Source organism: Streptomyces sp. NPDC007917 (assembly GCF_042959105.1).
Classification (GTDB): domain Bacteria; phylum Actinomycetota; class Actinomycetes; order Streptomycetales; family Streptomycetaceae; genus Streptomyces.
This window is the reverse complement of sequence record NZ_JBIBKK010000017.1, coordinates 147529-173050: the sequence shown is the minus strand read 5'-3', so window position 1 is coordinate 173050 and position 25522 is coordinate 147529. Positions and strand designations below refer to the sequence as shown.

Here is a 25522-nt window from a genome sequence, read left to right as displayed (position 1 = left end):
TGAGTGATCGTCTCCGGCGGTGGATACGGTGAAGAAGACCACTCCAACGAGGGGTGGCGGCCGTGGGTGCGGGTGGGTGCGTAGGGTCGTACTCATGAGTACGACAGCAGATCCGCTCGCCGCCCTGGCCGCGCTTCCCGGCGTCGCCGACTCCGTGGACGCAGTACGCGAGGCGGTGGACCGGGTCTACGGCCACCGGGTGATGCGCCGCCGCAGCAATGAGGTCACGTCCGAGGCGGCCCTGCGCGGGGCGCGCGGCTCCGCCGCCCTGGCCGGGGCCGACTGGGCGCTGGAGGAGGTGCGGCGCCGCAGCGACTTCGGGTCGGAGGGCGAGCCGCGCACGGTGGGCGCGGCGCTGCGGCTGACCGCCGAGGCCGGACAGCTGCTGAGCGTGTGGCGGCAGTCGCCGCTGCGGGTGCTGGCCCGTCTGCATCTGGTCGCGGCGGCCGGGCCCGGGGAGGCGGCCGACACGGTGGGGCGGCCGCGGCTGGCGGGTGAGTCGGTCGAGGAGCCGCTGATCGAACTGGCGCTGCCGGACGCCGACGAGGTGGCGGGGCGGCTGGACGGGCTGGTGCGGCTGCTGGTGGCGGGCAGCAAGGCCCCGGCGCTGGTGACGGCCGCGGTGGTGCACGGCGAACTGCTGGCCTTGCGGCCCTTTGGGTCTCACAACGGTCTGGTGGCCCGCGCGGCGGAGCGGATTGCGCTGGTGGGCAGCGGACTTGACCCCAAGTCCATCTGTCCGGCCGAGGTCGGACACGCGGAGTTGGGGCGTGCGGCGTACGTCGGGGCGTTGGAGGGCTATGTCTCGGGGACCCCCGAGGGCATGGCGGCGTGGATCGCGCAGTGCGGGCGCGCGCTGGAGTTGGGGGCCCGGGAGAGCATGGCGGTCTGTGAGGCCCTGCAGCGCGGCGCCGCCTGAGTCTCCGCGGAATCGGACCACATGGGGTGGTGCGGGCGGGCCCGGACATGATTGCGGCGGCACCGAGTTCGGTACCGCCGCTGGCACGTCCACCGGGTTACCATGCGTGCACGAGAATTCGCCCATCAGGTCGGGATCTTCGCCCGTCACCTGGTGCGGCTGGCCCGTAATCGACGGGTCGGCGTCGCGTGGGTGCCCGGTATTCATGCTCGGTCCGTGGGCCTTGGTGCGTCTGGGGTTATCCTCCGGATGCCCCTGGTCTCGCGGGCCTTCGATTCCTTTCTACTCCTCTGTCAGCCCAAGTGGAAGCTCTCATCGCAGATCTTTGTGATTGGCTTCAAATACGGGCATACGGTGCGCGGCGCCGACTGGCGTACCACATCAGCCCGGCGGTGGCCGCGGCCGCGCCCACCGCCGCCGCCACGGCCAGCACCGGACGCGGCGGCATGGAGAGGGAGGGCACGCGCTGCTTCAGCCGCACCGGCTTGTTGAAGGAGAGGACCGGCCAGCCGCGGGCGGCGGCCTCGCGGCGCAGCGCCCGGTCCGGGTTCACCGCGTGGGGATGGCCGACGGACTCCAGCATCGGCAGATCGGTGACCGAGTCGCTATAGGCGTAGCAGCGGGAGAGGTCATAGCCCTCGGACTCGGCCAGCTCGGCGATGGCCTCCGCCTTGGTCGGCCCGTATGCGTAGTACTCCACCTCGCCGGTGAACACCCCGTTCTCCACGACCATGCGGGTGGCCACCACACGGTCAGCGCCCAACAGCTCGCCGATCGGCTCGACGACCTCGGCGCCCGAGGTGCTGACGATCACCACATCGCGGCCGGCGGTGTGGTGTTCCTCGATGAGGGAGGCGGCCTCGTCGTAGATGATCGGGTCGATGAGGTCATGCAGGGTCTCGGCGACGATCTCCCGCACCTGCTGCACATTCCATCCACGACACAGCGCCGAGAGATACTCCCGCATCCGCTCCATCTGCTCGTGATCGGCCCCGCCGGCGAGGAAGACGAACTGCGCATATGCGGTACGCAGTACGGCGCGGCGGTTGATCAGCCCACCTTGGTAGAAGGACTTGCTGAAGGTGAGCGTGCTCGACTTCGCAATGACCGTCTTGTCCAGGTCAAAGAAGGCGGCTGTCCGAGGCAACGAGTGGTTTTCCACGACGCCGAGCATAGGGCCCACCATTCGGCGTAAGCTGGGCGCGTGGGTTTGCCTGAGAAGGCTCTCGGGTACACCATGGAAGTCACGGATCGTTCGCGACCGTGCTAACCCGGTCCGACTCCTCCCCCCCCGAGTCGGCCGTGGGGACGACCCCCGCTCTCCCCCCCGGCGGGGGTCGTCGCATGTCCGGGTGCATGTGCGGTCTTTTCACCTGATCATTTCCCCCTCCCGGGCCTCTGCTGGCGGCAGCCGCCCCACCAGACTGATCTGTGACTGTGCGTAATCACAAGGCTGCTCTCCGGAAGTCACTGGTTTAGGTGACTGGGATATTCACAACTGATGAGTTGTCCACAGTTTTGGACCAAGATCCCCAAGATTTTCTGGATCGCCGGACGCTGATTCTCCGCGGCGTTCGCGCTCATCGTTCGCGGAAGTGAGAGCGCGTAACGAGATGGGGCGCGTAACGAGATGGGGAGGGGATCGTGGCTGGATCCATCACACCGAATCGACCGGCGGCGGATGGGCGACAGCGCAGACCGCTGATCGTCACGGAGGACGAGGAGCTTCTCGACGACTTGCTGCGCCTGTGCGCGGCGGCGGGGGCCGAGCCCGAAGTGGTGCACGGCTTGCCCGCGCGCCGGGGCAGTTGGGAGAGCGCCCCGCTCATTCTGGTCGGTGACGACGCGGCGGCCCGGTTGCGCGGTGGCACCCGCAGGGAGGGGGTGCTGCTCATCGGACGAGACCTCGACGACCACGGCATCTGGCAGCGAGCCGTCGCCCTCGGCGTGGACAATGTGGCGTTTCTGCCCGATGCCGAGACCTGGCTGGTGGACCGCATCGCCGATGTGGCCGAAGGTGTCGGCCGCCAGGCCTTCACCATCGGAGTCGTCGGCGGGCGCGGCGGCGCCGGCGCCAGCACCCTCGCCTGCGCCCTGGCGGTCACCGCCGCCCGCGCGGGGCGGCGCACCATGCTCATCGACGGAGACCCGCTGGGCGGCGGGCTGGATGTGCTGCTCGGCGGCGAGGGCGCGGAGGGGCTGAGATGGCCCGCCTTCGCCGAATCGCGCGGCCGGGTCGCCGGGAGCGCGCTGGAGGAATCGCTCCCCGAGCTGCACTCCCTGCGCGTGCTCAGCTGGGACCGCGGCCAATCGGTGGCCATCGCGCCGTCCGCGATGAGGGCGGTGCTCGCGGCCGCGCGCCGGCGCGGCGGGGTTGTGGTGGTTGACCTGCCGCGGCGGGTGGACGACACGGTGGCCGAAGCCCTCGACCAGCTGGATCTGGGCCTGCTGGTCGTGCCCGCCGAGCTGCGGGCGGTCGCCGCGGCCCACCGGGTGGCGTCGACGGTGGGCATGGTGCTGCGGGATCTGCGCGCGGTGGTGCGCGGGCCATGCGGACCAGGGCTCGACGACGAGGAGATCGCCCGGCTTCTGGACCTGCCGCTGGCCGGTGAACTGCCACCGGAGCCAGGACTGTCGGACGCGTCGGACGGCGGCGAGCCGCCAGGTGGCAGCCACCGCGGCCCGCTGGCCCGGTTCTGCGCGGAGTTCTGGGGGCGGGTCCTGTCCGACGCGGAGCAGCAAGGGGGCGGGGCATGAGCGTCAACACGAGCGTCAAGTGGCGCGAGCGCGGTGGCGCGAGCGTCGAGTCGCCGGAACTGCTGGACGCCGTGCGGCTCCGGCTGGCGCGAAGCGGGGCGGAGCCGACGCCCGCGCGGGTGGCGGCGGCCCTGCGCGAGGAGGGGCGGCTGCTCGGCGACACGGAAGTCCTGGGGGTCGTCGCGGCCCTGCGCTCGGAGCTGGTCGGCACCGGGCCGCTGGAGCCGCTGCTCGCCGCCCCCGACGTCACGGACGTCCTGGTGACCGCCCCCGACGAGGTGTGGGTGGACCGCGGGGCGGGACTGGAGCGGACGGACGTGACATTCACCGACGCGGCCGCGGTGCGCAGGCTCGCCCAGCGCCTGGCCGCCGTGGCCGGCCGTCGGCTGGATGACGCCAGGCCATGGGTGGACGCCCGGCTGCCGGACGGCACCCGGCTGCATGCGGTGCTCCCGCCGGTGGCCGTCGGGTCCACCTGCCTGTCGCTGCGCGTGGTGCGGCCCCGGGCGTTCTCCCTGGAGGAGCTGGTGGCGGCGGGGACCGTACCGCCCGGCGGTCAACAGCTGCTGCGGACGATGCTGGACGCCCGGCTGTCGTTCCTGATCAGCGGCGGCACGGGCTCCGGGAAGACGACCCTGCTCAGCACACTGCTGGGGCTTGTCGCACCGGACGAGCGGATCGTCCTCGCCGAGGACTCGGCCGAGCTCAGGCCGGACCATCCGCACGTGGTCCGGCTGGAGACGCGGCCGGCCAACCAGGAGGGCAGGGGCCAGGTCACCCTCCGGGACCTGGTGCGCCAGGCGCTGCGGATGCGTCCGGACCGGCTGGTGGTCGGAGAAGTGCGCGGTCCCGAGGTCACCGATCTCCTGGGCGCGCTCAACACCGGGCACGAGGGCGGTTGCGGCACGGTGCACGCCAACACCGCGGCGGATGTCCCGGCCCGGCTGGAGGCGCTGGGATCGACGGCCGGTCTGGACCGGGCGGCGCTGCACAGCCAGCTGGCGGCCGCCCTGTCGGTGGTGATCCATCTGGTGCGGGACCGCGGCGGGCGGCGCAAGATCGCCGAGCTCCATGTTCTGGACCGGGACAAGGCGGGTTATGTCACCACCGTCCCGGCCGCGGTGTGGACCCCCGAGGGTTTTGGCAGGGCGGCGGGCTGGGACCGGCTCCAGCGGCTGTGTGTGCGGGGCGGGGGTGCGGCATGACCGGCGTGGGGGGTGGAGCTGCCCCGGAGGCGCTGCCGCTGTGTGCGGCCGTGCTGTGCGCGGGCGCGGCGGCCTGGCTGCTCTCCGGGTGCGACAGGGATCTGCGGCGGGCCAGGCTGCTGTTCGCGGGCGGCGGAGCCGCCGGGCCCGCCGGGGCGGATCCACAGCGCAGGCTGACCGAGACGGTCGCCTGGCTGCAGGAGCGGTGGCGGACCGCATATGGCGGGCGGATCGGGCGCGAGCTGCTGTGTCTGCCGGTGGGATGCCTGCTCGCACTGGTGGGTGCGTCGGTGCTGCCGCTGCTGGCCGGGGTGGCGGCCGTGCCGCTCGTCGGCCGGTGGCGGCGGGCTCGGAAGCGCGACCGGCAGCAGGAGCGGCGTGCCGCGGCGGTGATCGAGCTGTGCGGGGCGGTGGCGGGCGAGCTGCGCGCCGGGCGGCAACCGGTCGAGGCGCTGTTGGCCACGCCCCCAGGACACATCGGGGAGCGATGGGGGCTGGTCTCGGCGGCCGCACGGTTCGGCGGTGATGTGGGGGAGGCGCTGCGCAGGGCGGCCCGTTCGCCGGGGGCGGAAGGGCTCATCGGGGTGGCGGCCTGCTGGCAGGTCGCGGTCGACGAGGGGGCGGGCCTCGCGGCCGGCCTCGACCGGGTCGCGGCGGCGCTGCGGGCCGAGCGGGACCAGCGGCAGAGCCTGCGCTCCCGGCTGGCGGGCGCACGGGCCACGGCCGTCGCGCTGGTGCTGCTGCCGGTCCTCGGGCTGCTGATGGGCACCGCGCTGGGAGCCGACCCCCTGCATGTGCTGCTCCACACCCCGGCCGGTCTGGCCTGTCTGCTGGTGGGCGGGCTGCTGGAGTGGGCCGGATTCGCCTGGACCTCGCGGGTGATCCGGGCGGCGGCGGGCCAGGGAGGACGCAAGGATCATGGCGACTGATGTCATCCACAGCCTGTGGATCGCGACGGCCTTCGCGGCCGCCACCGTGTCCGTCGTGGGAGCGGTGGCCGAGGCCCGCAGGGTGCGGACCGCCCGGCGTCGGCTCAGGGTGCTGCTGCCGGAGGCCCACCAGGAGCGGCGGCCGGGGCTGCGGGAGAGATGGCGCGCCGACGGGGCGGCCGTCGCGATACGGGACTGGGCTTGGGCCGCGGGCGCCCTGCTCGTCTTCCTCGTCCTGGTCGGCGGCCCGCTGGGCTGCGCGCTGGGCCTCGCCGCCGGATACGGGGCGCGGGGGTGGCGAGGCCACCGTCGAGCGGCCGGCGGCGGGCGGTCGGGCAAGCGCGCCAAGGACGGCGCGGCGCGTCAGCTTCCGCTGGCGGCCGACCTGCTCACCGCCTGCCTCGAGGCCGGAGCCGGTCCGCGCAAGGCGGCAGAGGCGGTGGGCCGGTCGCTCGGCGGCCCGGTCGGAGAGCGGCTCTCCCAGGCCGCGGCGGAGCTGCGGCTCGGAGGTGAACCGGCCGCTGCCTGGGGGCGCGTGGGAGCTCTACCCGGCGCGTACGGACTGGCGCGCGCTCTGGAGCGCGCCGGGACGACAGGAGCGCCGGCCGTGGAGCCGGTGTCCCGGCTGGCCGCCGACTGCCGGGCCGAGCAGGGAAGGCAGGCGGACAAACGGGTGGAGCGCGCAGGCGTGCTGGCCACCGCCCCGCTGGGGGCGTGCTACCTGCCCGCGTTCCTCCTGCTCGGGGTGGCGCCGGTGATGCTCGGGCTCGCGGGCGCCCTGACAGGCGGTGGCTGAGGAGGGGGCCGTTCGGCAGACCGAGCGCGGATGTCGCAAGCAAGCACGGAAACGGAAGCACGGCACTCAGAAGTACGGGATTCAGCACAGATCGGGGAGGCCGAGATGGTGATGCGGTGGTGTCTACGGCGGTACATGGCGATGAAGGCACGAGCCGACGCGGGGATGGCGACCGCCGAGTATGCGATGGGGACGATCGCGGCATGCGCCTTTGCCGCGGTTCTGTACAAGGTGGTGACCGGCGGGGCGGTCGACGAAGCGCTGCGGTCGGTGATCGGGAAGGCGCTCGATGCACAGTTCTGATGCGACCGGCCGACCCGATCCAGACGGTCGGCGCGGTCGGGCAGGATCGGGCGACCGGGGGTTTGTCACGGCGGAGGCGGCCGTCGTGCTGCCGGTGCTGGGGCTGTTCGCCCTGATGCTGATCTGGGGCCTGATGGCCGCGTCCGGGCAGATGCAGTGCGTGGACGCGGCACGGGCCGGGGCGCGCGCCGCCGCGCGATCGGAGCCCCGGGCGGCCGCGCTGGCCGCCGCCCGGTCGGCCGCGCCAAGCGGGGCCCGGGTCGAGCTGCGGCGCGAGGGCGACCTGGTGCGGGTGCGGGTCGAGGCCCGTGCGCCCGGCCCCGGCCCATTGGCGGTGCGCCTGCGCGGTGAGGCGGTCGCCTTCGTTGAGGAATCGGTGGGCCGGGGTGAGGGGGTGATCGGCTCGGCCGGGGAGCCGGTGGGCCCGGACCAACGGCGGCCGGGCGACCAGCCGTCGGGCTCCGTCGGTGAGGCGGCAGGGCCTGGCGGGGAGCCGTCGGGCCGGGCCGAGGAGGCACCGGGATCGGTCGTGGCACCGGCGGGCGAGGCGGGGCCGTGAGGAGGGTCTGCGGAGACCGCGGGTCGGCGACGGTGTGGGCCGCCTTGGCCGCGACGGCGCTGTGCGCGGTGTTCGCGGTCGTGCTGACGGCCGGACAGGTCATGGTGGCCCGCCACCGGGCCGGCGCCGCCGCGGACCTGGCGGCCCTCGCGGCGGCGGACCACGGGCTGGAGGGACGCGAAGCAGCGTGCGGACTCGCCCGGCGGGTGGCCGCCGCACAGGGCGCCCGCGTGGTGAAGTGCGCCCTGCGCGGTGCGATCGCGGATCTCAGGGTGGAGGCACGGGCCGGCCCGTTCGCTCCCGAAGTCCGCTCCCGCGCCGGCCCCGCGGAGCCGCCCGCGCCCCAGAGCGGGCGAAACGCACCCCGGTGAGGCGCCGGGGCGGGCGGGGTGGGGCGTCGGCGTGGCTGGGCGTTCACCGGCCGTGCGCCCACCGGCCGGGGGCGCGCGGCCGCGAAGCGGACGCGGACCCCGGCGCCGCCTGTCGGTGTCGGGTGTCGGTGTCGGCTGTCAGACGGCAGGTGTCCGGCGTCGGGCCTCCGACGCTCCGCTGTCGGCCTCCGGCTGCCCGACGTCCGGGGTCAGCTGGTCAGGCGCCTGGTGCCGACTGCCAGGTGTCAGGAGCCACGTGTCAGGTGCCCAACGTCAGGTGCCCGGCGCCAGGTGCCGGAAGTCCTGCCGTCGGCCGGCGCCTGCTCGGTGCCAGGCGCCAGGCCCAGGCGTCAGGTGTCGGTCGGCTGGGGTGGGGGTGCCTTGGCGAGGAGGGTGGTCAGGAGGCGGATGGCGGCCTTCTTGTCGAGCGGGTCATTGCCGTTGCCGCACTTGGGGGACTGGATGCAGGACGGGCAGCCGGACTCGCACTCGCAGGCGGCGATCGCCTCGCGGGTGGCCGTGAGCCAGCGGGCGGCGGTGTGGAAGGCGCGCTCGGCGAAGCCCGCGCCGCCGGGGTGCCCGTCGTAGACGAACACGGTCGGAAGGAGCGTGTCGGGGTGGAGCGGGACGGAGACCCCGCCGATGTCCCAGCGGTCGCAGGTCGCGAACAGCGGCAGCATGCCGATGGAGGCGTGCTCGGCGGCGTGCAGGGCGCCGCCGAGGGCTTCGGGGGCGACGCGGGCGTCCTCGAGCTGGTCGTCGGTGACCGTCCACCACACGGCCCGGGTGCGCAGCGTACGGGGCGGGAGGTCGAGTCTGGACTCGCCGAGTACCTCGCCGCTGATCAGCTTGCGACGCAGAAAGGAGACGACCTGGTTAGTGACCTCGACCGAGCCGAAGCACAGCCGCGCGTCGCCCCAGGGGACCTCGGTGGAGGTCTCCAGGATGGAGATCGCCGTGGTGTCGCGGGCGGTGGTCGAATACGGCGGGGAGGCCTCCGCCACCAGCGCGACCGAGTCCTCGAGGTCGAGCTGTTCGACGAGGTAGGTCCGGCCCTGGTGGAGGTGGACGGCGCCCTCGTGGACGGTGGCGTGGGCGGCTGAGGCGTCCACGGTGCCCAGCAGCCGCCCCGTCATGGCCTCCACGATCTGCACCGGCCGTCCGCCTTCGCCGCGGATGTCGGTGAGGTCGGCGGCGCGCTCGCGGCGGGTCCAGTGCCAGGCGGTCGCCCGGCGGCGGAGCAGTCTGCGCTGCTCCAGCTGGGGCATCAGCTCCTCGGTGGCGGGGCCGAAGAGTTCCAGGTCCGCCTCGGTGAGCGGCAGCTCGGCCGCGGCCGCGCAGAGGTGGGGCGCGAGGACGTACGGGTTGTCCGGGTCCAGCACGGTGGATTCGACCGGCTGTCGGAAGAGGGCTTCCGGGTGGTGGACGAGATAGGTGTCCAGCGGGTCGTCCCGGGCCACGAGGATCGCCAGCGCGCCCTGGCCGGTGCGCCCGGCCCGCCCCGCCTGCTGCCACAGGGAGGCGCGGGTGCCCGGGTATCCGGCGAGGACGACGGCGTCCAGCCCGGCCACGTCCATCCCCAGCTCCAGGGCGGTGGTGGCGGCGAGCCCGAGGAGGTCCCCGGAGTGCAGGGCGCGCTCCAGGGCGCGGCGCTCCTCGGGGAGATAGCCGCCGCGGTAGGCGGCGACCCTGTCGGCCAGGGACCGGTCGACCTCGGCGAGCCGCTCCTGGGCGATCAGGGCGATGAGCTCGGCGCCGCGCCGGGAGCGTACGAAGGCGACGGTACGGACGCCCTGGACGGCCAGGTCGGTGAGCAGGTCCGCGGACTCCGCCGTGGCGGTGCGGCGGACCGGGGCGCCCTGTTCGCCGTGCAGCTCGGTCAGCGGCGGCTCCCACAGGGCGAAGACCACCTCGCCCCGGGGTGAGGAGTCGTCGGTGATCTCCACGACGGGAAGCCCGGTCAGCCGGGTCGCCGCCACGGCCGGGTCGGCGGCGGTCGCGGAGGCGAGCAGGAAGACCGGCGAGGCGCCGTAGCGGGCGCAGACGCGGCGCAGTCTGCGCAGCACCTGGGCCACGTGGGAGCCGAAGACGCCCCGGTAGGTGTGGCACTCGTCGATGACGACATAGCGCAGCGCGCGCAGGAAGGAGGACCACCTGGGGTGCCCGGGCAGGATGCCGCGGTGCAGCATGTCGGGGTTGGTGAGCACGTAGTTCGCGTACTGGCGGACCCACTCGCGCTCCTCGACCGGGGTGTCCCCGTCGTACACGGCGGGGCGGATGCCGGTGCCCAGGGGAGCCGCGAGATCGGCCACAGCGCGCCGCTGGTCGGCGGCCAGGGCCTTGGTGGGCGCCAGGTACAGGGCGGTCGTGCCGCGTCCGCTGGGCGCCTCGGAGCCGTCCAGGAGGGCGCTGAGCACGGGGGCCAGATAGGCCAGCGACTTCCCCGACGCGGTGCCCGTGGCGACGACCACCGATTCGCCTCGCAGCGCGTGCTCGGCCGTACGCGCCTGGTGGGCCCACGGGCGCTCGATTCCGGCGGCCTGGACGGCATCGACGACTTCCGGCCGGATCTGGCGAGGCCAATCGGCATGGGTCCCGAGACGCGGGGGCAAGTGCTCCGTATGAGTGATGCGCGCAGCCCGGCCCGCCCCAGTGGTGAGCCGCCCGAGGACGGTCCGGGGTGAGGTGCGTATGCCCGCCTGCCGCGGGAGTTGGTTGTGGGCCATCGACACCGAGTCTGTCACTGGTCTGACGGACAATGGGCTCAAGGCGTCGTGCGCGCCTGCTGGTAAGTGATTGAATGCCATCGCGGCTGCCGATCCATGGGGGGCGACCGCTCGATGCAAGGTGCTGGAGGATCCGTGGACCTGTCCCTGTCGACCCGGACCGTTGGCGACCGCACGGTCGTCGAGGTCGGTGGCGAGATTGATGTATACACCGCGCCCAAGCTGCGCGAGCAGCTGGTCGAGCTTGTCAACGACGGCAATTACCACTTGGTCGTCGACATGGAGGGCGTCGACTTCCTCGACTCCACCGGACTCGGCGTGCTCGTCGGCGGGCTCAAGCGAGTGCGGGCCCATGAGGGCTCGCTGCGCCTCGTCTGCAACCAGGAGCGCATTCTCAAGATCTTCCGTATCACCGGTCTGACCAAGGTGTTCCCGATTCACACCTCGGTCGACGACGCCGTCGCGGCGACCGACTGACCAGTCACCATCGGAAGAACGAGGGGGTACCGGGCGGCTCCGCCCGGCCCCTGAGATGCACGCCCATACGCCCGAGGGGGATGGCATGGCCACCGTCGAACTCCGCTTCAGCGCCCTGCCCGAGCACGTCAGAACCGCACGCCTGGTGGCGGCGGCCGTGGCGCGCCGGGCCGGGGTGGACGAGGCCGTGCTCGACGAGGTGAGGCTCGCGGTCGGCGAGGCATGCACGCGCGCGGTCGGGCTCCACCTGAGCAATGGGGTCGAGGCCCCGGTCCGGGTGGTCCTGACCGACGAGGAGAAGAAGTTCTCCATCGAGGTCGGCGACGAGTCGCCGACATCCGCCGGGCTGACGCCCGGCTCCCATCCCGACGTGGACGAGGAGCCGGCGGCCGAGGGGGAGGACGAGATGGGGCTCGCGGTCATCAGCGGGCTGGTCGACGACGTCGAGGTGACGACGGGCGAGACCGGCGGCCGTATCCGGATGAGCTGGCCCACCGCCCCCCAGTCCGTTCTGCCGTAGCTCCACAGCTCGCGCCGGGGTCCATAGCGGACGTCGGCGCAGGGTGCTTCGCCCTGCTCTGGCCATGCGCTGAGCAGGGCTTTTTATATGACACTGAGATCGTCTATAGAGATCATTATCTATGCGTCAGCGAATTAGGCGCCTTCCTTCATCCGAGGGAATTACTGAGGCCGAAACCTATTGATCTTCGCTGGTGCAGGCGAATTCCTATTCCGGCGCCCTGTTTTGATCTGGTGCCGCTCCCTACAATCCGTCCACATCTTGAGCTCAGGACGCCTGAGCGTGGCGGCTCTTCTGCGGTCGCAGAACTGCTGCGCGCCCATGTGCCAAACGTCAAGGAGGACGAATGGCGGGGCAACTCACCCCTCATCCACTGGACCTTCCCCCAACCCTGGCCGCCGCAGAACTGACCGACGACAACAGAGTGATCGTGCTGGTGATCGCCGCGGTCGCGGTGGCGGCACTCGCGGTCGCGGTGACGCTGGTACGACAAGTGCTTGCGGCCGGCGAGGGCACCGACACCATGAAGAAGATCGCCGCGGCGGTCCAGGAAGGCGCGAATGCCTATCTGGCCCGGCAGCTGCGCACTCTCGGCGTATTCGCCGTCGTGGTGTTCTTCCTGCTCATGCTGTTGCCGGCGGACGACTGGAAGCAGCGCATCGGGCGATCGGTGTTCTTTTTGATCGGCGCCGGATTCTCCGCGGCCACTGGCTATATCGGGATGTGGCTCGCGGTGCGCAGCAATGTGCGGGTCGCGGCCGCCGCCCGTGAGGCGACACCGGAGAAGCCGTCCGGAACCGCTCCCGTCAATGGGAGTTCCCCCTCTTCCACTCCCTCTTCCGCGGGCGATTCGGGTGTCGATCTGACGGCCGTCTCGCACAAGGCCATGAAGATCGCCTTCCGCACCGGCGGCGTGGTCGGCATGTTCACCGTCGGTCTCGGCCTGCTCGGCGCGTCCTGCGTGGTGCTGGTTTACGCGGCCGACGCGCCCAAGGTGCTCGAAGGCTTCGGCCTGGGCGCCGCCCTGATCGCGATGTTCATGAGGGTCGGCGGCGGCATCTTCACCAAGGCCGCCGACGTAGGCGCCGACCTCGTCGGCAAGGTCGAAAAGGGCATCCCCGAGGACGACCCGCGCAATGCCGCGACCATCGCGGACAACGTCGGCGACAACGTCGGGGACTGCGCGGGCATGGCGGCGGACCTGTTCGAGTCGTATGCCGTGACCCTGGTCGCCGCGCTGATCCTCGGCAAGGTCGCCTTCGGCGACTCGGGCCTGGTGTTCCCGCTGCTGGTACCGGCCATCGGCGTGGTCACCGCCATGATCGGCATCTTCGCCGTGGCCCCGCGGCGCGCCGACCGCAGCGGCATGTCCGCCATCAACCGCGGCTTCTTCATCTCCGCGGTGATCTCGCTGGCGCTGGTGGCGGCCGCGGTCTTCGCCTATCTGCCGTCCAGCTACGCCGATCTGCACGGCGTCACCGACCGCGCGATCCTCGGCCACGGCGGGGACCCGCGTGTGCTCGCGCTCGTCGCTGTCGCCATCGGCATCGTGCTCGCCGCGCTCATCCAGCAGCTCACCGGCTACTTCACCGAGACCACTCGGCGCCCGGTGCGGGACATCGGCAAGACGTCGCTGACCGGCCCCGCCACGGTCGTGCTCTCCGGGATCTCGGTCGGGCTGGAGTCCGCGGTGTACTCGGCGGTGCTGATCGGCCTCAGCGTCTACGGCGCGTTCCTGCTCGGCGGCACCTCGATCATGCTGGCGCTGTTCGCGGTCGCGCTGGCCGGCACCGGCCTGCTCACCACCGTGGGCGTCATCGTCGCGATGGACACCTTCGGCCCGGTCTCCGACAACGCCCAGGGCATCGCCGAGATGTCCGGCGATGTCGAGGGCGCGGGCGCGCAGGTGCTCACGGACCTCGACGCGGTCGGCAACACCACCAAGGCGATCACCAAGGGCATCGCCATCGCGACGGCGGTGCTCGCAGCCTCGGCGCTCTTCGGCTCGTACCGGGACGCCATCGCCGAGGCGGTCGCCGACGTGCACACGACCGTGGCCGGGAAGACGGGCCTGAGCCTGGACATCTCGCAGCCGAACAACCTCGTCGGGCTCGTCCTCGGCGCCGCCGTCGTCTTCCTCTTCTCGGGGCTGGCGATCAACGCGGTGTCGCGCTCCGCGGGCGCGGTGGTCTTCGAGGTGCGACGGCAGTTCCGCGAGAAGCCCGGGATCATGGACTACAGCGAGAAGCCCGAGTACGGGCGGGTCGTGGACATCTGCACCAAGGACGCGCTGCGCGAGCTCGCCACGCCCGGGCTGCTCGCCGTGCTGGCGCCCATCGCGGTCGGCTTCACCCTCGGGGTCGGCGCGCTCGGCTCGTTCCTGGCCGGCGCGATCGGCACCGGGACGCTGATGGCGGTCTTCCTCGCGAACTCCGGCGGCGCGTGGGACAACGCGAAGAAGCTGGTGGAGGACGGCCACCACGGCGGCAAGGGCAGCGAGGCACATGCGGCCACAGTGATCGGCGACACGGTCGGCGACCCGTTCAAGGACACGGCGGGCCCCGCGATCAACCCGCTGCTGAAGGTCATGAACCTGGTGGCGCTGCTGATCGCCCCGGCGGTCGTGAAGTTCTCCTACGGCGACAACGCCAGCCCGGGGCTGCGGGCCGGGATCGCGACCCTGGCCTTGTTGATCATCATCGCCGCCGTGTACGTGTCAAAGCGGCGCGGTATCGCGGTGGGTGACGAAGGCAACGCCGAGAGGGTCGGCAAGTCAGCCGACGCCGCGGTGGTGTCCTGACCCGGGGCGGACGCGAGTCGGCGGGGGAGAGCCCTGCGGCAGGCGGGCGGACAGGGTGTGTCGACACGCTGTCCGCCCGCCTGCCGCGTCCGGCCCCGGGGCGAACGCGTCAGACCCGCGCTCCGGCCCGGGCTCCGGGTCCGGGTCCGGGCTCCGGGTCCGGGGGTCCGGGTCCGGGGGTCCGGGGGCGGGCTCGGGGTCAGGGGGTCCAGGGGGCCGGGTTCAGTGTTCGGCTCCAAGGTGAGGCGGACAGCACACCTGGCTTGGTTCAAATGGCTACAGAAGGTCCTATAAGGGACGCTCATCCCAGGGCCCCGGCCGCTCGGCCGTGTATGTTCCGGGGCCGAGAAGAGCCATGGAAGGGACCAATCCGGTGAACAAGAAGCTTGTGGCGGCACTGTCCGGCGGTGCGGCACTCGTCGTGGCGCTGACCGGTTGCGGAGGCGGCGGGGGCGAGAGCGACAAGAAGGTCAACGACTGGGCCAAGACGGTCTGCGACGAGGTGCAGCCGCAGCTGCAGAAGATCCAGAGCGCCAACGCCTCGATCCACGCCGCGTCCAACGAGCCGGACTCCAAGAAGCTTCAAAAGACCGACTCCCAGGCGTTCGGCGACATCTCCGAGGCGTATGCGTCGCTCGCCAAGGCGGTGCAGGACGCGGGTCCCCCGCCCGTCGAGGGCGGCGAGCAGACCCAGAAGCAGGCGGTCAAGGAGCTGAACTCCACCTCCAAGGCGTACAAGGACCTGCAGACGGCCGTCGACAAGCTCGACACCTCGGACAAGGCGAAGTTCGCGGAGGGCCTTACCGGCATCGCCGACGAGCTCAAGAAGCTCAGCAATTCGGGTGACAAGGCCCTGCAGAAGCTGCAGGAGGGGAAGGTCGGCGAGGCGATGGCCAAGCAGCCCGGCTGCCAGAAGCCGAAGGGCACCAGCACCGCGTCGCCGTCGTAGCCCTGGCAGCCCTCGTGGCTGTCGTAACCGTCGTAACCGTCGTGACCGCGCGGGCGGCGCGCCCCGCGCGTGCCGCCGCCGCGCCGACCCACGGCGACCCACGGCGACGGCCGGGCCCCGCGCGCCCCGCCGACCGCCAACCGTCAGGCGGGGCCCCCAACTGCGGCCGCCCGGCGTCGCCCGCTGTCAGTGGTTCCCCCGACAATGGGGGCGTGAGTACGCACCGCCTCCCCAGCCCCGCCGACCCCGAGCGCGTCGCCCGCCTGCGCGGCGCGCTGCTGGCCGCCGCCTTCACCGCCGACGGCCTGCTGGACCTGCTCGGCGCGCCCGCCTACGCCGCCCTGGCGCGCAGCGAGACCGTCCCCGCCCTGCGTGCCACGCGGGGCGGCAGCCCGCTGGAGACGCTGGTGCGGCTCTTCCTGCTGCGGCAACCGGTGGCGTACGGGCGGGCGGCCGCCGCCCTGCCCGCCGAGGACTGCCTCGCCGACGGCTGGCTGGTGCGCGACGGCGACGAGGTGCGTGCGACCGTGGACGTGCGCCCGTACGGTGGCCCGCAGGGCGAGGACTGGTGGATCGTCTCGGACCTGGGCTGTGCGGTCGGCGGTGCGGGAGGCATCGGCGGGCCCGGAGGCGCGCCGGGCGGCGTGGACCGGTCCGGGCTCGTCCTCGGGGTCGGCGGGGCGTCCACGACCCTCGCCGGTCTGACGGTCCGCGCCCCCGTGGCCCGGGCCCTCGACCTGGGCACCGGCTCGGGCATCCAGGCGCTCCACGCCTCCCGCCACGCCGCCTCCGTCACCGCCACGGACACCAATCCGCGCGCCCTGAGCATCGCGCGGCTCACCCTCGCCCTGTCCGGCGCGGCGGAGCCCGATCTGCGGGAGGGCTCGCTCTTCGAGCCGGTCGCCGACGAGACGTACGACCTGATCGTCTCCAACCCGCCCTTCGTGATCTCGCCGCCTTCCTCCGAGGGGGACCGGCTGGTCTACCGGGACGCCGGGATGTCCGGCGACGACCTGTGCCGCACCCTGGTCCAGCGGTCCGCCGCCCACCTCACCGACGGCGGTTGGTGCCAGCTGCTGGCCAACTGGCAGCACGTGGAGGGGGAGGACTGGCGCGAGCGGATCGCCTCCTGGGTGCCCAGCGGGTGCGACGCGTGGATCGTGCAGCGCGAGGTGCAGGACATCACGCAGTACGCCGAGTTGTGGCTGCGGGACGCCGGGGCCCATCTCGCCGGCCCCGCCGAGTACGCCGCGCGGTACGACGCCTGGCTGGAGGAGTTCGAGGCCCGCAAGACCAAGGCCGTCGGCTTCGGTTGGATCACCCTGCGCAAGTCCGGGGCCGACCGCCCCGCCGTGACCGCGGAGGAGTGGCCGCACCCCGTGGAGCAGCCGCTGGGGGAGGCGGTCGTGGGCCACTTCGAGCGGCAGGACTTCCTGCGTACGCACGACGACGCGGCGCTGCTGGCCGCCCGCTTCCGGCTGGCCGACGAGGTCGTCCAGGAGCAGGTGGGGCTGCCCGGGGCGGAGGACCCCGAGCATGTGGTGCTCCGTCAGAACCGCGGTATGCGGCGGGCGACGAAGGTGGACACGGTCGGTGCGGGGTTCGCGGGGGTGTGCGACGGCACGCTCAGCGCGGGCCGCATCCTGGACGCGATCGCCCAGCTCCTCGGGGAGGACCCGGTGGTGCTGCGCGACCGCACCCCCGACTCGATCCGGCTTCTGGTCGAGCAGGGGTTCCTGCATCCGGTGGACTAGTCGCGGACGAGCCGGCGGGCGGAGGGGAGCGGCTGGTGGACGGGTCGGTGGACGGACGGGGGAGCGGGGGGTAGTGCGCCGGAGCGCGCGCGACGCTCCGCGGCCCGCCCGGATGGCAAGAAGCTGCCACCCGGGCGCGTGATCATGGCCGGAAGGGCCGGAAGAGTGAGTCGTGCGCTGTTCACCCGCGGTTCGCGCGTACGCCTTCCGTGGGTGCCACGCTCTGCCCATGGAGAGGGGACCCGCGATCTTCGCCGGTACGGCATTTGTCGTGTTCGGCGCCGCGCTGCTGCTGTGGACAGCGGCGCGAACGCGGATGCGTGCGCCGGTCGCGCACGGTGTGAGCCCTGTCGCTTCGGCGGTCCTCTCCGTTCTCTTCGGCATCGCCGCGCTGGGCGGCGGGATCTGGTGCCTGGTTTACGCCTGACAGGGCTCTCGCGCGGCGCCGAGTGACGGTCCGGGCGGCAGACAGGACGCTTGTCGGGTTACCGTTCGAGTGGCGTTGCGGGCTTTTTCCGTTTGACACGGGGCCGGGAGGTACCGTCACACTCCGCAGCGTCACCGTAGTGGTGTACGTGTACGCGTAACCCGTGATTAGTGCCCGTTCACCGAGCGTCGACCGGAGAGAAGAGCGAAGTTGTCCCCGACCAGCGAGACCGCACAGGGCGGCCGCCGACTCGTCATCGTCGAGTCGCCTGCCAAGGCGAAGACGATCAAGGGCTATCTCGGCCCGGGCTACGTCGTCGAAGCCAGCGTCGGGCACATCCGGGACCTGCCGAACGGTGCGGCCGAGGTGCCCGACCAGTACACCGGGGAGGTCCGCCGCCTCGGTGTGGACGTCGAACACGACTTCCAGCCCGTCTATGTCGTCAACGCTGACAAGAAAAGCCAGGTCAGGAAGCTCAAGGAACTGCTCGCCGACTCGGACGAGCTCTTCCTGGCCACCGATGAGGACCGTGAGGGCGAGGCCATCGCCTGGCACCTCCAGCAGGTGCTCAAGCCCAAGGTCCCGGTCCGCAGGATGGTCTTCCACGAGATCACCAAGGACGCGATCCGCGCCGCCGTCGCCAATCCGCGCGAGCTGAACCAGCGGCTGGTCGACGCCCAGGAGACCCGCCGTATCCTCGACCGCCTCTACGGCTACGAGGTCTCGCCGGTCCTGTGGAAGAAGGTCATGCGCGGCCTGTCCGCGGGCCGCGTCCAGTCCGTGGCCACCCGCCTGGTCGTCGAGCGAGAGCGCGAGCGCATCGCCTTCCGCTCCGCCGAGTACTGGGACCTGACCGGCGTCTTCGCGACCGGCCGGGCCGGTGACACCAGCGACCCCGGCACCTTCGGCGCCCGGCTGACCGCCGTCGACGGCCGCCGTGTCGCCCAGGGCCGCGACTTCACCTCGACCGGGCAGCTCAAGTCCGGCTCCCAGGTCCTGCACCTGGACGAGGCGGGGGCGCGAGGGCTGGCCACAGCCCTCGCGGACACCGCCTTCACGGTGCGCTCCGTCGAGTCCAAGCCGTACCGCCGCTCGCCGTACGCCCCGTTCCGCACCACCACCCTGCAGCAGGAGGCCAGCCGCAAGCTGGGCTTCGGCGCCAAGGCGACCATGCAGGTGGCGCAGAAGCTGTACGAGAACGGCTTCATCACCTATATGCGTACGGACTCCACCACCCTGTCCGAGACGGCGGTGGCGGCGGCCCGGGCGCAGGTCACCCAGCTCTACGGGGCCGATTTCCTGCCGGACAAGCCGCGCTCCTACGCGGGCAAGGTCAAGAACGCCCAGGAGGCCCACGAGGCCATCCGCCCCTCGGGAGACCGCTTCCGGACCCCGGCGGAGACCGGTCTCACCGGTGACCAGTTCCGGCTGTACGAGCTGATCTGGAAGCGGACCGTCGCCTCCCAGATGAAGGACGCGGTCGGCAACTCCGTCACCGTCAAGATCGGCGGCCGGGCGAGCGACGGCCGTGACGCCGAGTTCTCCGCCTCCGGCAAGACGATCACCTTCCACGGCTTCATGAAGGCCTACGTGGAGGGCGCCGACGACCCGAACGCCGAGCTCGACGACCGCGAGCGGCGCCTGCCGCAGGTCGCCGAGGGCGACCGGCTGGCCGCCCAGGAGATCACCGCCGACGGCCACGCCACCAAGCCCCCGGCCCGCTACACCGAGGCCTCGCTGGTCAAGGAGCTCGAAGAGCGCGAGATCGGCCGCCCCTCGACGTACGCCTCGATCATCGGGACCATCCTGGACCGCGGCTACGTCTTCAAGAAGGGCACCGCGCTGGTCCCGTCCTTCCTGAGCTTCGCCGTGGTCAACCTGCTGGAGAAGCACTTCGGCCGGCTGGTCGACTACGACTTCACCGCCAAGATGGAGGACGACCTCGACCGCATCGCGCGCGGCGAGGCCCAGGCCGTGCCGTGGCTCAAGCGCTTCTACTTCGGTGAGAGCGCGAGCGAGTCCGGCGCCGAGAGCGCCGCCGCGCCGGGGCCCGAGGGTGGTGCGGCCGATGCCGGAAACGGTGACGGAGACCACCTCGGCGGCCTGAAGGACCTGGTCACCGACCTCGGCGCGATCGACGCCCGGGAGATCTCCTCCTTCCCCGTCGGCGACGGCATCGTGCTGCGGGTCGGCCGCTACGGCCCATACGTCGAGCGGGCGACGCGGCCGAGCGAGGCCGAGGGCGCGACCGGACAGCGCGCCGACGTGCCCGACGACCTGCCGCCGGACGAGCTGACCGTCGAGTACGCGGAGGAACTGCTCGCCAAGCCGAGCGGCGACTTCGAGCTCGGCACCGACCCGGAGACCGGCCGCAAGATCGTCGCCAAGGACGGCCGCTACGGTCCGTACGTCACCGAGGTGCTGCCCGAGGACACCCCGAAGACCGGCAAAAACGCGGTCAAGCCGCGCACCGCCTCGCTCTTCAAGTCGATGTCCCTGGACACGGTGACCCTCCAGGACGCGCTGCGGCTCATGTCGCTGCCGCGCGTGGTGGGCGCCGATCCCGAGGGCGTCGAGATCACCGCGCAGAACGGCCGCTACGGCCCGTATCTGAAGAAGGGCACCGACTCGCGCTCGCTCGAAAGCGAGGAACAGCTCTTCACGATCACCCTCGAAGAGGCGCTCGCGATCTACGCGCAGCCCAAGCAGCGCGGCCGGGCCGCGGCCAAGCCGCCGCTGAAGGAGCTGGGCACCGACCCGGTCAGCGAGCGCCCGGTCGTCGTCAAGGACGGCCGCTTCGGCCCGTACGTCACCGACGGCGAGACCAACGCGACCCTGCGCCGCGACGACGACGTCGAGACGATCACCCCGGAGCGCGGCTTCGAGCTGCTTGCCGAGAAGCGCGCCAAGGGGCCGGCCAAGAAGACCGCCAAGAAGGCGGCCAAGAAGACGACGACGGCCAAGAAGGCGGCGGCCAAGAAGACGACCACCGCCAAGAAGACCGCCGCCAAGAAGACGACCACGGCCAAGAAGACCGCGGCGAAGAAGACGGCGGCCAAGGCGGCCACCAAGCCGGCGGCCGACGCCGACTGAACCGGGCGGCTGAGGCCGACCGGACCAGGTGGTCGAGGCTGACCGGACCGGGCGGCTGACGCCGACTGAACCGGGCCGCCGGGGCCCAGCGGACGCGGTGGCCGACGCCGACTGGAACCGGCGGATCACGCGGACGCCCGCCCGTCTGTTCGGGCGGGTGACCGTCTATTCACGTGATCCGGATAGGCTGGCGGGATGACGCGAGAGCAGCCTACGGACGTGACCCCCACATCCGGCGCCCTTGCCGCGGATTCCCGCGAGCGTGCCGTACGAGCCCTGTTGCGCCATCCGCCACTGCGCCGCCTGTGGAGCGCCCAGCTCGTCGGCGGCACCGCGGACGCGCTGGCCGTCCTGGTGCTCGTCCTGCTGTCGCTGCAGGCATCCGTCGCCACGGGCGCCTTCGGCGATGGCTACCGGGGCGCGGCCCTGTCCGTCGCGGCGGTGCTGGGCGCGCGACTCCTGGCGACGCTGCTGTTCGGGGCGGTGCTGCTCGGCCCGCTGTCCGCGCTGGTCGGGCCGTCGGGGCCGCTGGACCGCCGCTGGACCATGATCGGCGCGGACGCGGTGCGGCTGGCGCTGCTCATCGTCGCCCCGCTGTGGATCGACTGGACCCCCGACGACGCCGTCGCCTGGCTGCTCATCACCACCTTCGTGATCGGGGTCGCCGAGCGGCTGTGGACCGTGGCCAAGGACGGCGCCGCGCCCGGGCTGCTCCCGGCCCCGCCCGCCGAGGGCGCGGCCGTCCGGCCGCTGCCGGACCACCTCGACGCGCTGCGCCGGCTGTGGCTGCGTACGAACTTCGTCACACTGCCCATCGCCGCCGCCGCGCTGCTCGTCGCCACGCTCCTCGCCAGGCTGCTGGCCACCGGCGTCGTGTGGTTCGACGGTCACCAAGCGGCCCTGGGCTCGTACGTCGGCGCCGGGCTCTTCGCCGCCTCCGTGTCGATCCTGTACTTCGTCGAGCTGCCCGGCGCGCAGACCCCCCGCGCGCGCTCCCCGCTGGAGGGGCTGCGCCGCCCGCGCGCCGCGTCCGGCTCCGGCCCCGACAAGGGCCGCACCGGCGCCGTCCCGCTGCTGGTCCTCGCCTGCGCCGCCGTCGCGGCGGCGGTCGCGGCCGCCGTGGGCGTGGCCGCGCTGCAGGCCGTCGACCTCGGCGGCGGCCCGGTCGGCTTCTCGCTGCTCGTCCTGGCCCTCAGCGGCGGCCCGGCCGCCGGCATCCGCTGGGCCCCCAAGGTCCTGCCCGGTCTGTCGCGGCGCCGCCTGCTCGCGCTGGCGATCGCGCTGACCGGGCTGGCGCTGCTGGTCGCGGGCCTGGTCCACGACGCCACGACCGTGGTGCTGATCATCGCGGTCGCCGGGGTCTCGGCGGGGATCGCCGCCAACATCGGCCACACCCTGCTCGACCAGGAAACCGAGGAGTCTCGCCGGGCCCGTACGACCGAGCACCTGCACGCCGTCGTCCGCGTCTTCGTCGGACTCGGCGCGGTCGCCGCTCCGCTGCTGGCCGCCGTGATCGGACCGCACCGGCTGGGCAGCGGCGACTTCGTCTTCGCCCACGGCGGCGCGGCCTTCACCCTCATGCTCGTCGGCGCGCTGCTGCTGCCCGTCGCCGCCCTCGTCCTCGGCAAGACCGACGACCGCCAGGGCGTGCCGCTCCGCCACGATCTGCGCGAGGCGCTGCGCGGCGCCGACCCCGTGGAGGCACCCGCCGGGACCGGCTTCTTCATCGTCGTCGAGGGCGGCGACGGAGCGGGCAAGACCACCCAGGTCGAGGCGGTCGCGGAGTGGATCAGGGCCAAGGGCCACGAGGTCGTGGTGACCCGGGAGCCGGGTGCGACCGCCATCGGCAAGCGGCTCCGCTCGATCCTGCTCGACGTCTCCTCGGCCGGGATCTCGCACCGGGCCGAGGCGCTGCTGTACGCGGCCGACCGCGCCGAGCACGTCGACTCCGTGGTCCGCCCGGCGCTGGAGCGCGGCGCGGTCGTCATCTCGGACCGCTACATCGACTCGTCCGTCGCCTACCAGGGCGCGGGCCGCGACCTCGCCCCGACCGAGATCGCCCGCATCTCGCGCTGGGCGACCAACGGCCTCGTGCCGCATCTGACCGTGCTGCTCGACGTCGCGCCGGAGACCGCGCGGGAGCGCTTCACCGAGGCCCCGGACCGGCTCGAGTCCGAGCCCGCCGAGTTCCACCAGCGGGTACGGAACGGATTCCTGACCCTCGCGGCGGCCGACCCGGCCCGCTACCTCGTCGTCGACGCCGGCCAGCTGCCCGAGGCCGTCACCGCCGTCGTACGCCACCGCCTGGACCTGATGCTGCCGCTGTCCGAGGCGGAGGTGAAGGCCCAGGAGGAGGCCCGGCGCAAGGCCGAAGAAGAGGCGCGCCGCAAGGCCGAGGAGGAAGCCCGCCGCAAGGCGGAGGAGGAGCGGCTGGAGCGCGAGCGGCAGGAGGCCCTGGCCAAGGCGCGCGCCGAGGAGGAGGAGCGCAAGCGGCGCGAGCTGGAGGAGGCCCGGCAGCGCGAGGCCGAGCGGCAGGCGGAGGAGGCCCGCAAGCGGGCCGAGGACGCCCGCCGGCGCGCCGAGGAGGAGCGCAAGCGCATCGAGGCCGAGGACCGGGCCCGCGCCGCCGAGGAGGAGCGGCGCCGCCGCGAGGCCGAGGAGGAGGCCCGGCTGCGGGCCGAGGCGGAGGAGCGCCGCCTGGAGAAGCAGCGCAAGGCGGAGGAGGCGCTGCTGCGGGCCGAGCAGGCGCGGCTGGCGGCGGAGGCGGACGCGTCCCGCTCCGCGAGCACGCCGCACGCCCCGGCGGCTTCGCCCGCCGAGGGTGTCTCCCCGGCCGGGGGTGCTTCCCCGGCCGCGGGCGCTGACGCGCCGACCGTCGAGACCCCGGCCGTGGTTCCGCCGCCGCCCCCCGCCCCGGCCGACGGCGCGGACACCACGGAGACCGTCCAGACGCCGCGTGTCGACCCCCGGACCGCCCGCCCGGGCGAAGGGGCCGCCGACGCCGACGCGACCGCCGTGCTGCCGCCCGTACGGCCTCAGGGGGGCTCGGACGCCGAGGAGACGGCCGTCCTGCCCAAGCCGCCCGCGCCGCCCGCTCCGCTGGCGGGCGCGGCCGACGAGACGGCCGTGCTGCCGCCCGTACGGGACGACGACCGGCCCGCGGACTTCCGAGCCGCCGAGCCCCGGTCCGCCGAGCCCCGGTCCGGCGACCCGGCCGACCGGGTGCCGCCGTGGCTGTTCCGGCCGGAGGAGCCGCAGGGCGGGCAGGGCGGTGAGCAGGGGAACGAGCGGACCCGCGAGCTCCCGCAGTTCGGCGAGGGGCAGCCGCCCCGGCAGGCCGAGCCCGAGCCGCCGCGCCGCTCCCGGCAGCGCCGCCGCCCGGAGTGGGCGGAGGAGACCCCCCTGGACGACCTGCCGACGCTGGCCGACGAGCTGCTGGGCCCGCGTGACGACGAGGACGGGCGCCGCCGCTGACCTGATGAGACCGCCCGTACTGTCGGCGCTTTCGGCGCCGCGGTGCGGGCGGTTCTTTTTCGGCGCGGGTCTCGGCGCTCGGCGGTGCCTGGCGGGGTGTGTCGGTGGGGTGGCCCACAATGGGATGCCGTAGGGACGAGCGGCGGAGGCGGTCATGGCGGTGTGGGACGACCTGGTCGGACAGGACCGGGTGGCGAGCCAGCTGACCGCTGCCGCGCGCGACGCGGACGCGCTGGTCACCGCCGCCGCGGCCGCAGCGTCCGAAGGCGGGTCGGCCGGCGCGGCCGAGGCGCCCCCCGCCTCGTCGAAGATGACCCACGCCTGGCTGTTCACCGGCCCGCCCGGCTCCGGCCGTGCCGCGGCCGCCCGCGCCTTCGCCGCCGCGCTGCAGTGCGTCAGCCCCGACCGGGCGCTCGGCGGCGCCCCCGGCTGCGGCTTCTGCGAGGGCTGCCACACCACGCTGGTCGGGACGCACGCCGACGTCGAGGTGGTGCGTACGGACCTGCTGAGCATCGGCGTGAAGGAGACCCGCGAGCTCGTCCGCCGCGCCCAGCTCTCGCCGGCCGGCGGCCGCTGGCAGGTGATCGTCCTGGAGGACGCCGACCGCCTGACCGAGGGCGCGGGAAACGTACTGCTGAAGGCCGTCGAGGAGCCCGCGCCCCGTACGGTGTGGCTGCTGTGCGCGCCCTCCCTGGAGGACGTGCTGCCCACGATCCGCTCCCGCTGCCGGCTGCTGACCCTCCGCACGCCGCCGGTGGACGCCGTCGCGGACCTGCTCGTCCGCCGGGACGGCATCGAGCCCGAGCTCGCCGCCTCCGTCGCCCGGGCCACCCAGGGCCATATCGACCGGGCCCACCGGCTGGCCACCGACGAGCGGGCGCGGTCCCGCCGCGCGGCGGTGCTCAGGCTGCCCCTGCGGATCGACGACGTGGGCGGCTGCCTCAAGGCCGCCCAGGAGCTGATCGACGCGGCGGCCGAGGACGCCAAGCAGGTCGCGGAGGAGACCGACGCCAAGGAGACCGAGGAGCTGCGCGCCGCCCTGGGGGCCGCCGCCGGGACGGGCGGACGGCTGCCGCGCGGCACCGCCGGAGCCATGAAGGAGCTCCAGGACCGCCAGAAGCGCCGTGCGACCCGCACCCAGCGCGACAGCCTCGACCTCGCCCTGACCGACCTCGCGGGCTTCTACCGGGATGTGCTCGCGCTCCAGTTCGGCTCGCGTACGGCCCTCGCCAACACCGACGTCCAGGACGCGCTGGAGCGGATCGCGGCCGGCTCCAAGCCGGAGCGGACGCTGCGCCGGATAGAGGCGGTCAGGGCCTGCCGTGAGGCGCTGGACCGCAATGTGGCGCCGCTGCTGGCGGTCGAGGCCATGACCATGGCGCTGCGCGCGGGCTGAGCCCGCGGCGCCCGCGCTCACCCGTTCGAGCCCGCCCCTGTCCACTGTCCACTCCACTGTCCACAGG

The 25522-nt window shown here is 73.2% G+C and carries 18 protein-coding genes and 1 pseudogene; 17 read left to right on the top strand and 2 right to left on the bottom strand.

Translation table 11 applies throughout. From position 1 onward, the window contains the following. Positions 1-94 precede the first annotated feature (94 nt). On the top strand, positions 95-919 hold the full coding sequence (locus ACFZDL_RS30500) for an oxidoreductase (RefSeq protein ID WP_353590373.1): 825 nt from the start codon (positions 95-97) through the stop codon (positions 917-919). Positions 920-1256: 337 nt separating this feature from the next. On the opposite strand, the gene ACFZDL_RS30495 is transcribed toward ACFZDL_RS30500, so the two are convergent. Continuing rightward, positions 1257-2093, bottom strand: a complete 837-nt coding sequence (locus ACFZDL_RS30495; RefSeq protein ID WP_353590374.1) for an HAD family hydrolase — start codon at positions 2091-2093, stop codon at positions 1257-1259. A 470-nt stretch (positions 2094-2563) separates the two neighbouring features. Here ACFZDL_RS30495 and ssd point away from each other — a divergent pair, with 470 nt between their 5' ends. From ssd to ACFZDL_RS30460, 7 genes and pseudogenes are all read left to right on the top strand, one after another. Further along, complete coding sequence (gene ssd / locus ACFZDL_RS30490; protein WP_353590375.1) at positions 2564-3676, top strand: septum site-determining protein Ssd; 1113 nt, start codon at positions 2564-2566, stop codon at positions 3674-3676. A gap of 59 nt (positions 3677-3735) precedes the next feature. Further along, entirely contained in the window at positions 3736-4881 is a 1146-nt protein-coding gene (locus tag ACFZDL_RS30485; RefSeq protein ID WP_353590465.1) for a TadA family conjugal transfer-associated ATPase, read from the top strand. Further along, positions 4878-5810, top strand: coding sequence for a type II secretion system F family protein (locus ACFZDL_RS30480; RefSeq protein WP_353590376.1), 933 nt, complete (start codon positions 4878-4880; stop codon positions 5808-5810). The genes ACFZDL_RS30485 and ACFZDL_RS30480 overlap by 4 nt, the downstream gene beginning before the upstream one ends. Beyond that, entirely contained in the window at positions 5800-6606 is an 807-nt protein-coding gene (locus ACFZDL_RS30475; RefSeq protein ID WP_353590377.1) for a type II secretion system F family protein, read from the top strand. Before ACFZDL_RS30480 ends, ACFZDL_RS30475 begins: the two co-directional genes overlap by 11 nt. A gap of 105 nt (positions 6607-6711) precedes the next feature. Continuing rightward, positions 6712-6909: a DUF4244 domain-containing protein gene (locus ACFZDL_RS30470; RefSeq protein WP_353590378.1), complete on the top strand. Its 198-nt coding sequence runs from the start codon at positions 6712-6714 to the stop codon at positions 6907-6909. Then, a pseudogene (locus ACFZDL_RS30465) lies at positions 6896-7294 on the top strand (TadE family type IV pilus minor pilin); the annotation flags it as partial. The gene ACFZDL_RS30470 and the pseudogene ACFZDL_RS30465, both read left to right, overlap by 14 nt. Positions 7295-7512: 218 nt before the next feature. Beyond that, entirely contained in the window at positions 7513-7839 is a 327-nt protein-coding gene (locus tag ACFZDL_RS30460) for an Rv3654c family TadE-like protein (protein WP_391192985.1), read from the top strand. A gap of 350 nt (positions 7840-8189) precedes the next feature. On the opposite strand, the gene ACFZDL_RS30455 is transcribed toward ACFZDL_RS30460, so the two are convergent. Then, positions 8190-10646 (bottom strand): DEAD/DEAH box helicase, encoded by a 2457-nt coding sequence (locus ACFZDL_RS30455; protein ID WP_353590380.1) that lies wholly within the window; start codon positions 10644-10646, stop codon positions 8190-8192. Positions 10647-10700: 54 nt separating this feature from the next. On the opposite strand from ACFZDL_RS30455, the gene bldG reads away from it, so the two are divergent. The 9 genes from bldG to ACFZDL_RS30410 all read left to right on the top strand — a co-directional run bounded on the left by bldG (position 10701) and on the right by ACFZDL_RS30410 (position 25455). Then, a complete protein-coding gene (bldG, locus tag ACFZDL_RS30450; RefSeq protein ID WP_014178436.1) occupies positions 10701-11042 on the top strand; it encodes an anti-sigma factor antagonist BldG in 342 nt (113 codons plus the stop codon). 85 nt (positions 11043-11127) lie between these two features. Then, the gene (locus ACFZDL_RS30445) at positions 11128-11562 is read left to right on the top strand and encodes an ATP-binding protein (RefSeq protein WP_353590381.1); all 435 of its coding nucleotides are present in this window, start codon (positions 11128-11130) and stop codon (positions 11560-11562) included. A gap of 346 nt (positions 11563-11908) precedes the next feature. Then, positions 11909-14362, top strand: a complete 2454-nt coding sequence (locus tag ACFZDL_RS30440) for a sodium-translocating pyrophosphatase (protein WP_353590382.1) — start codon at positions 11909-11911, stop codon at positions 14360-14362. Positions 14363-14735: 373 nt separating this feature from the next. Further along, entirely contained in the window at positions 14736-15311 is a 576-nt protein-coding gene (locus ACFZDL_RS30435; protein WP_353590383.1) for a small secreted protein, read from the top strand. Between the two features lie 212 nt (positions 15312-15523). Then, entirely contained in the window at positions 15524-17065 is a 1542-nt protein-coding gene (locus tag ACFZDL_RS30430) for a class I SAM-dependent methyltransferase (protein WP_353590384.1), read from the top strand. 229 nt (positions 17066-17294) lie between these two features. After that, positions 17295-17492: a hypothetical protein gene (locus ACFZDL_RS30425; protein ID WP_353590385.1), complete on the top strand. Its 198-nt coding sequence runs from the start codon at positions 17295-17297 to the stop codon at positions 17490-17492. A gap of 210 nt (positions 17493-17702) precedes the next feature. After that, entirely contained in the window at positions 17703-20585 is a 2883-nt protein-coding gene (gene topA, locus ACFZDL_RS30420; RefSeq protein WP_353590386.1) for a type I DNA topoisomerase, read from the top strand. Between the two features lie 195 nt (positions 20586-20780). Beyond that, positions 20781-24059: a dTMP kinase gene (gene tmk / locus ACFZDL_RS30415; RefSeq protein ID WP_353590387.1), complete on the top strand. Its 3279-nt coding sequence runs from the start codon at positions 20781-20783 to the stop codon at positions 24057-24059. 154 nt (positions 24060-24213) lie between these two features. Then, entirely contained in the window at positions 24214-25455 is a 1242-nt protein-coding gene (locus tag ACFZDL_RS30410) for a DNA polymerase III subunit delta' (RefSeq protein ID WP_353590388.1), read from the top strand. The last annotated feature ends 67 nt before the right edge of the window (positions 25456-25522 follow it).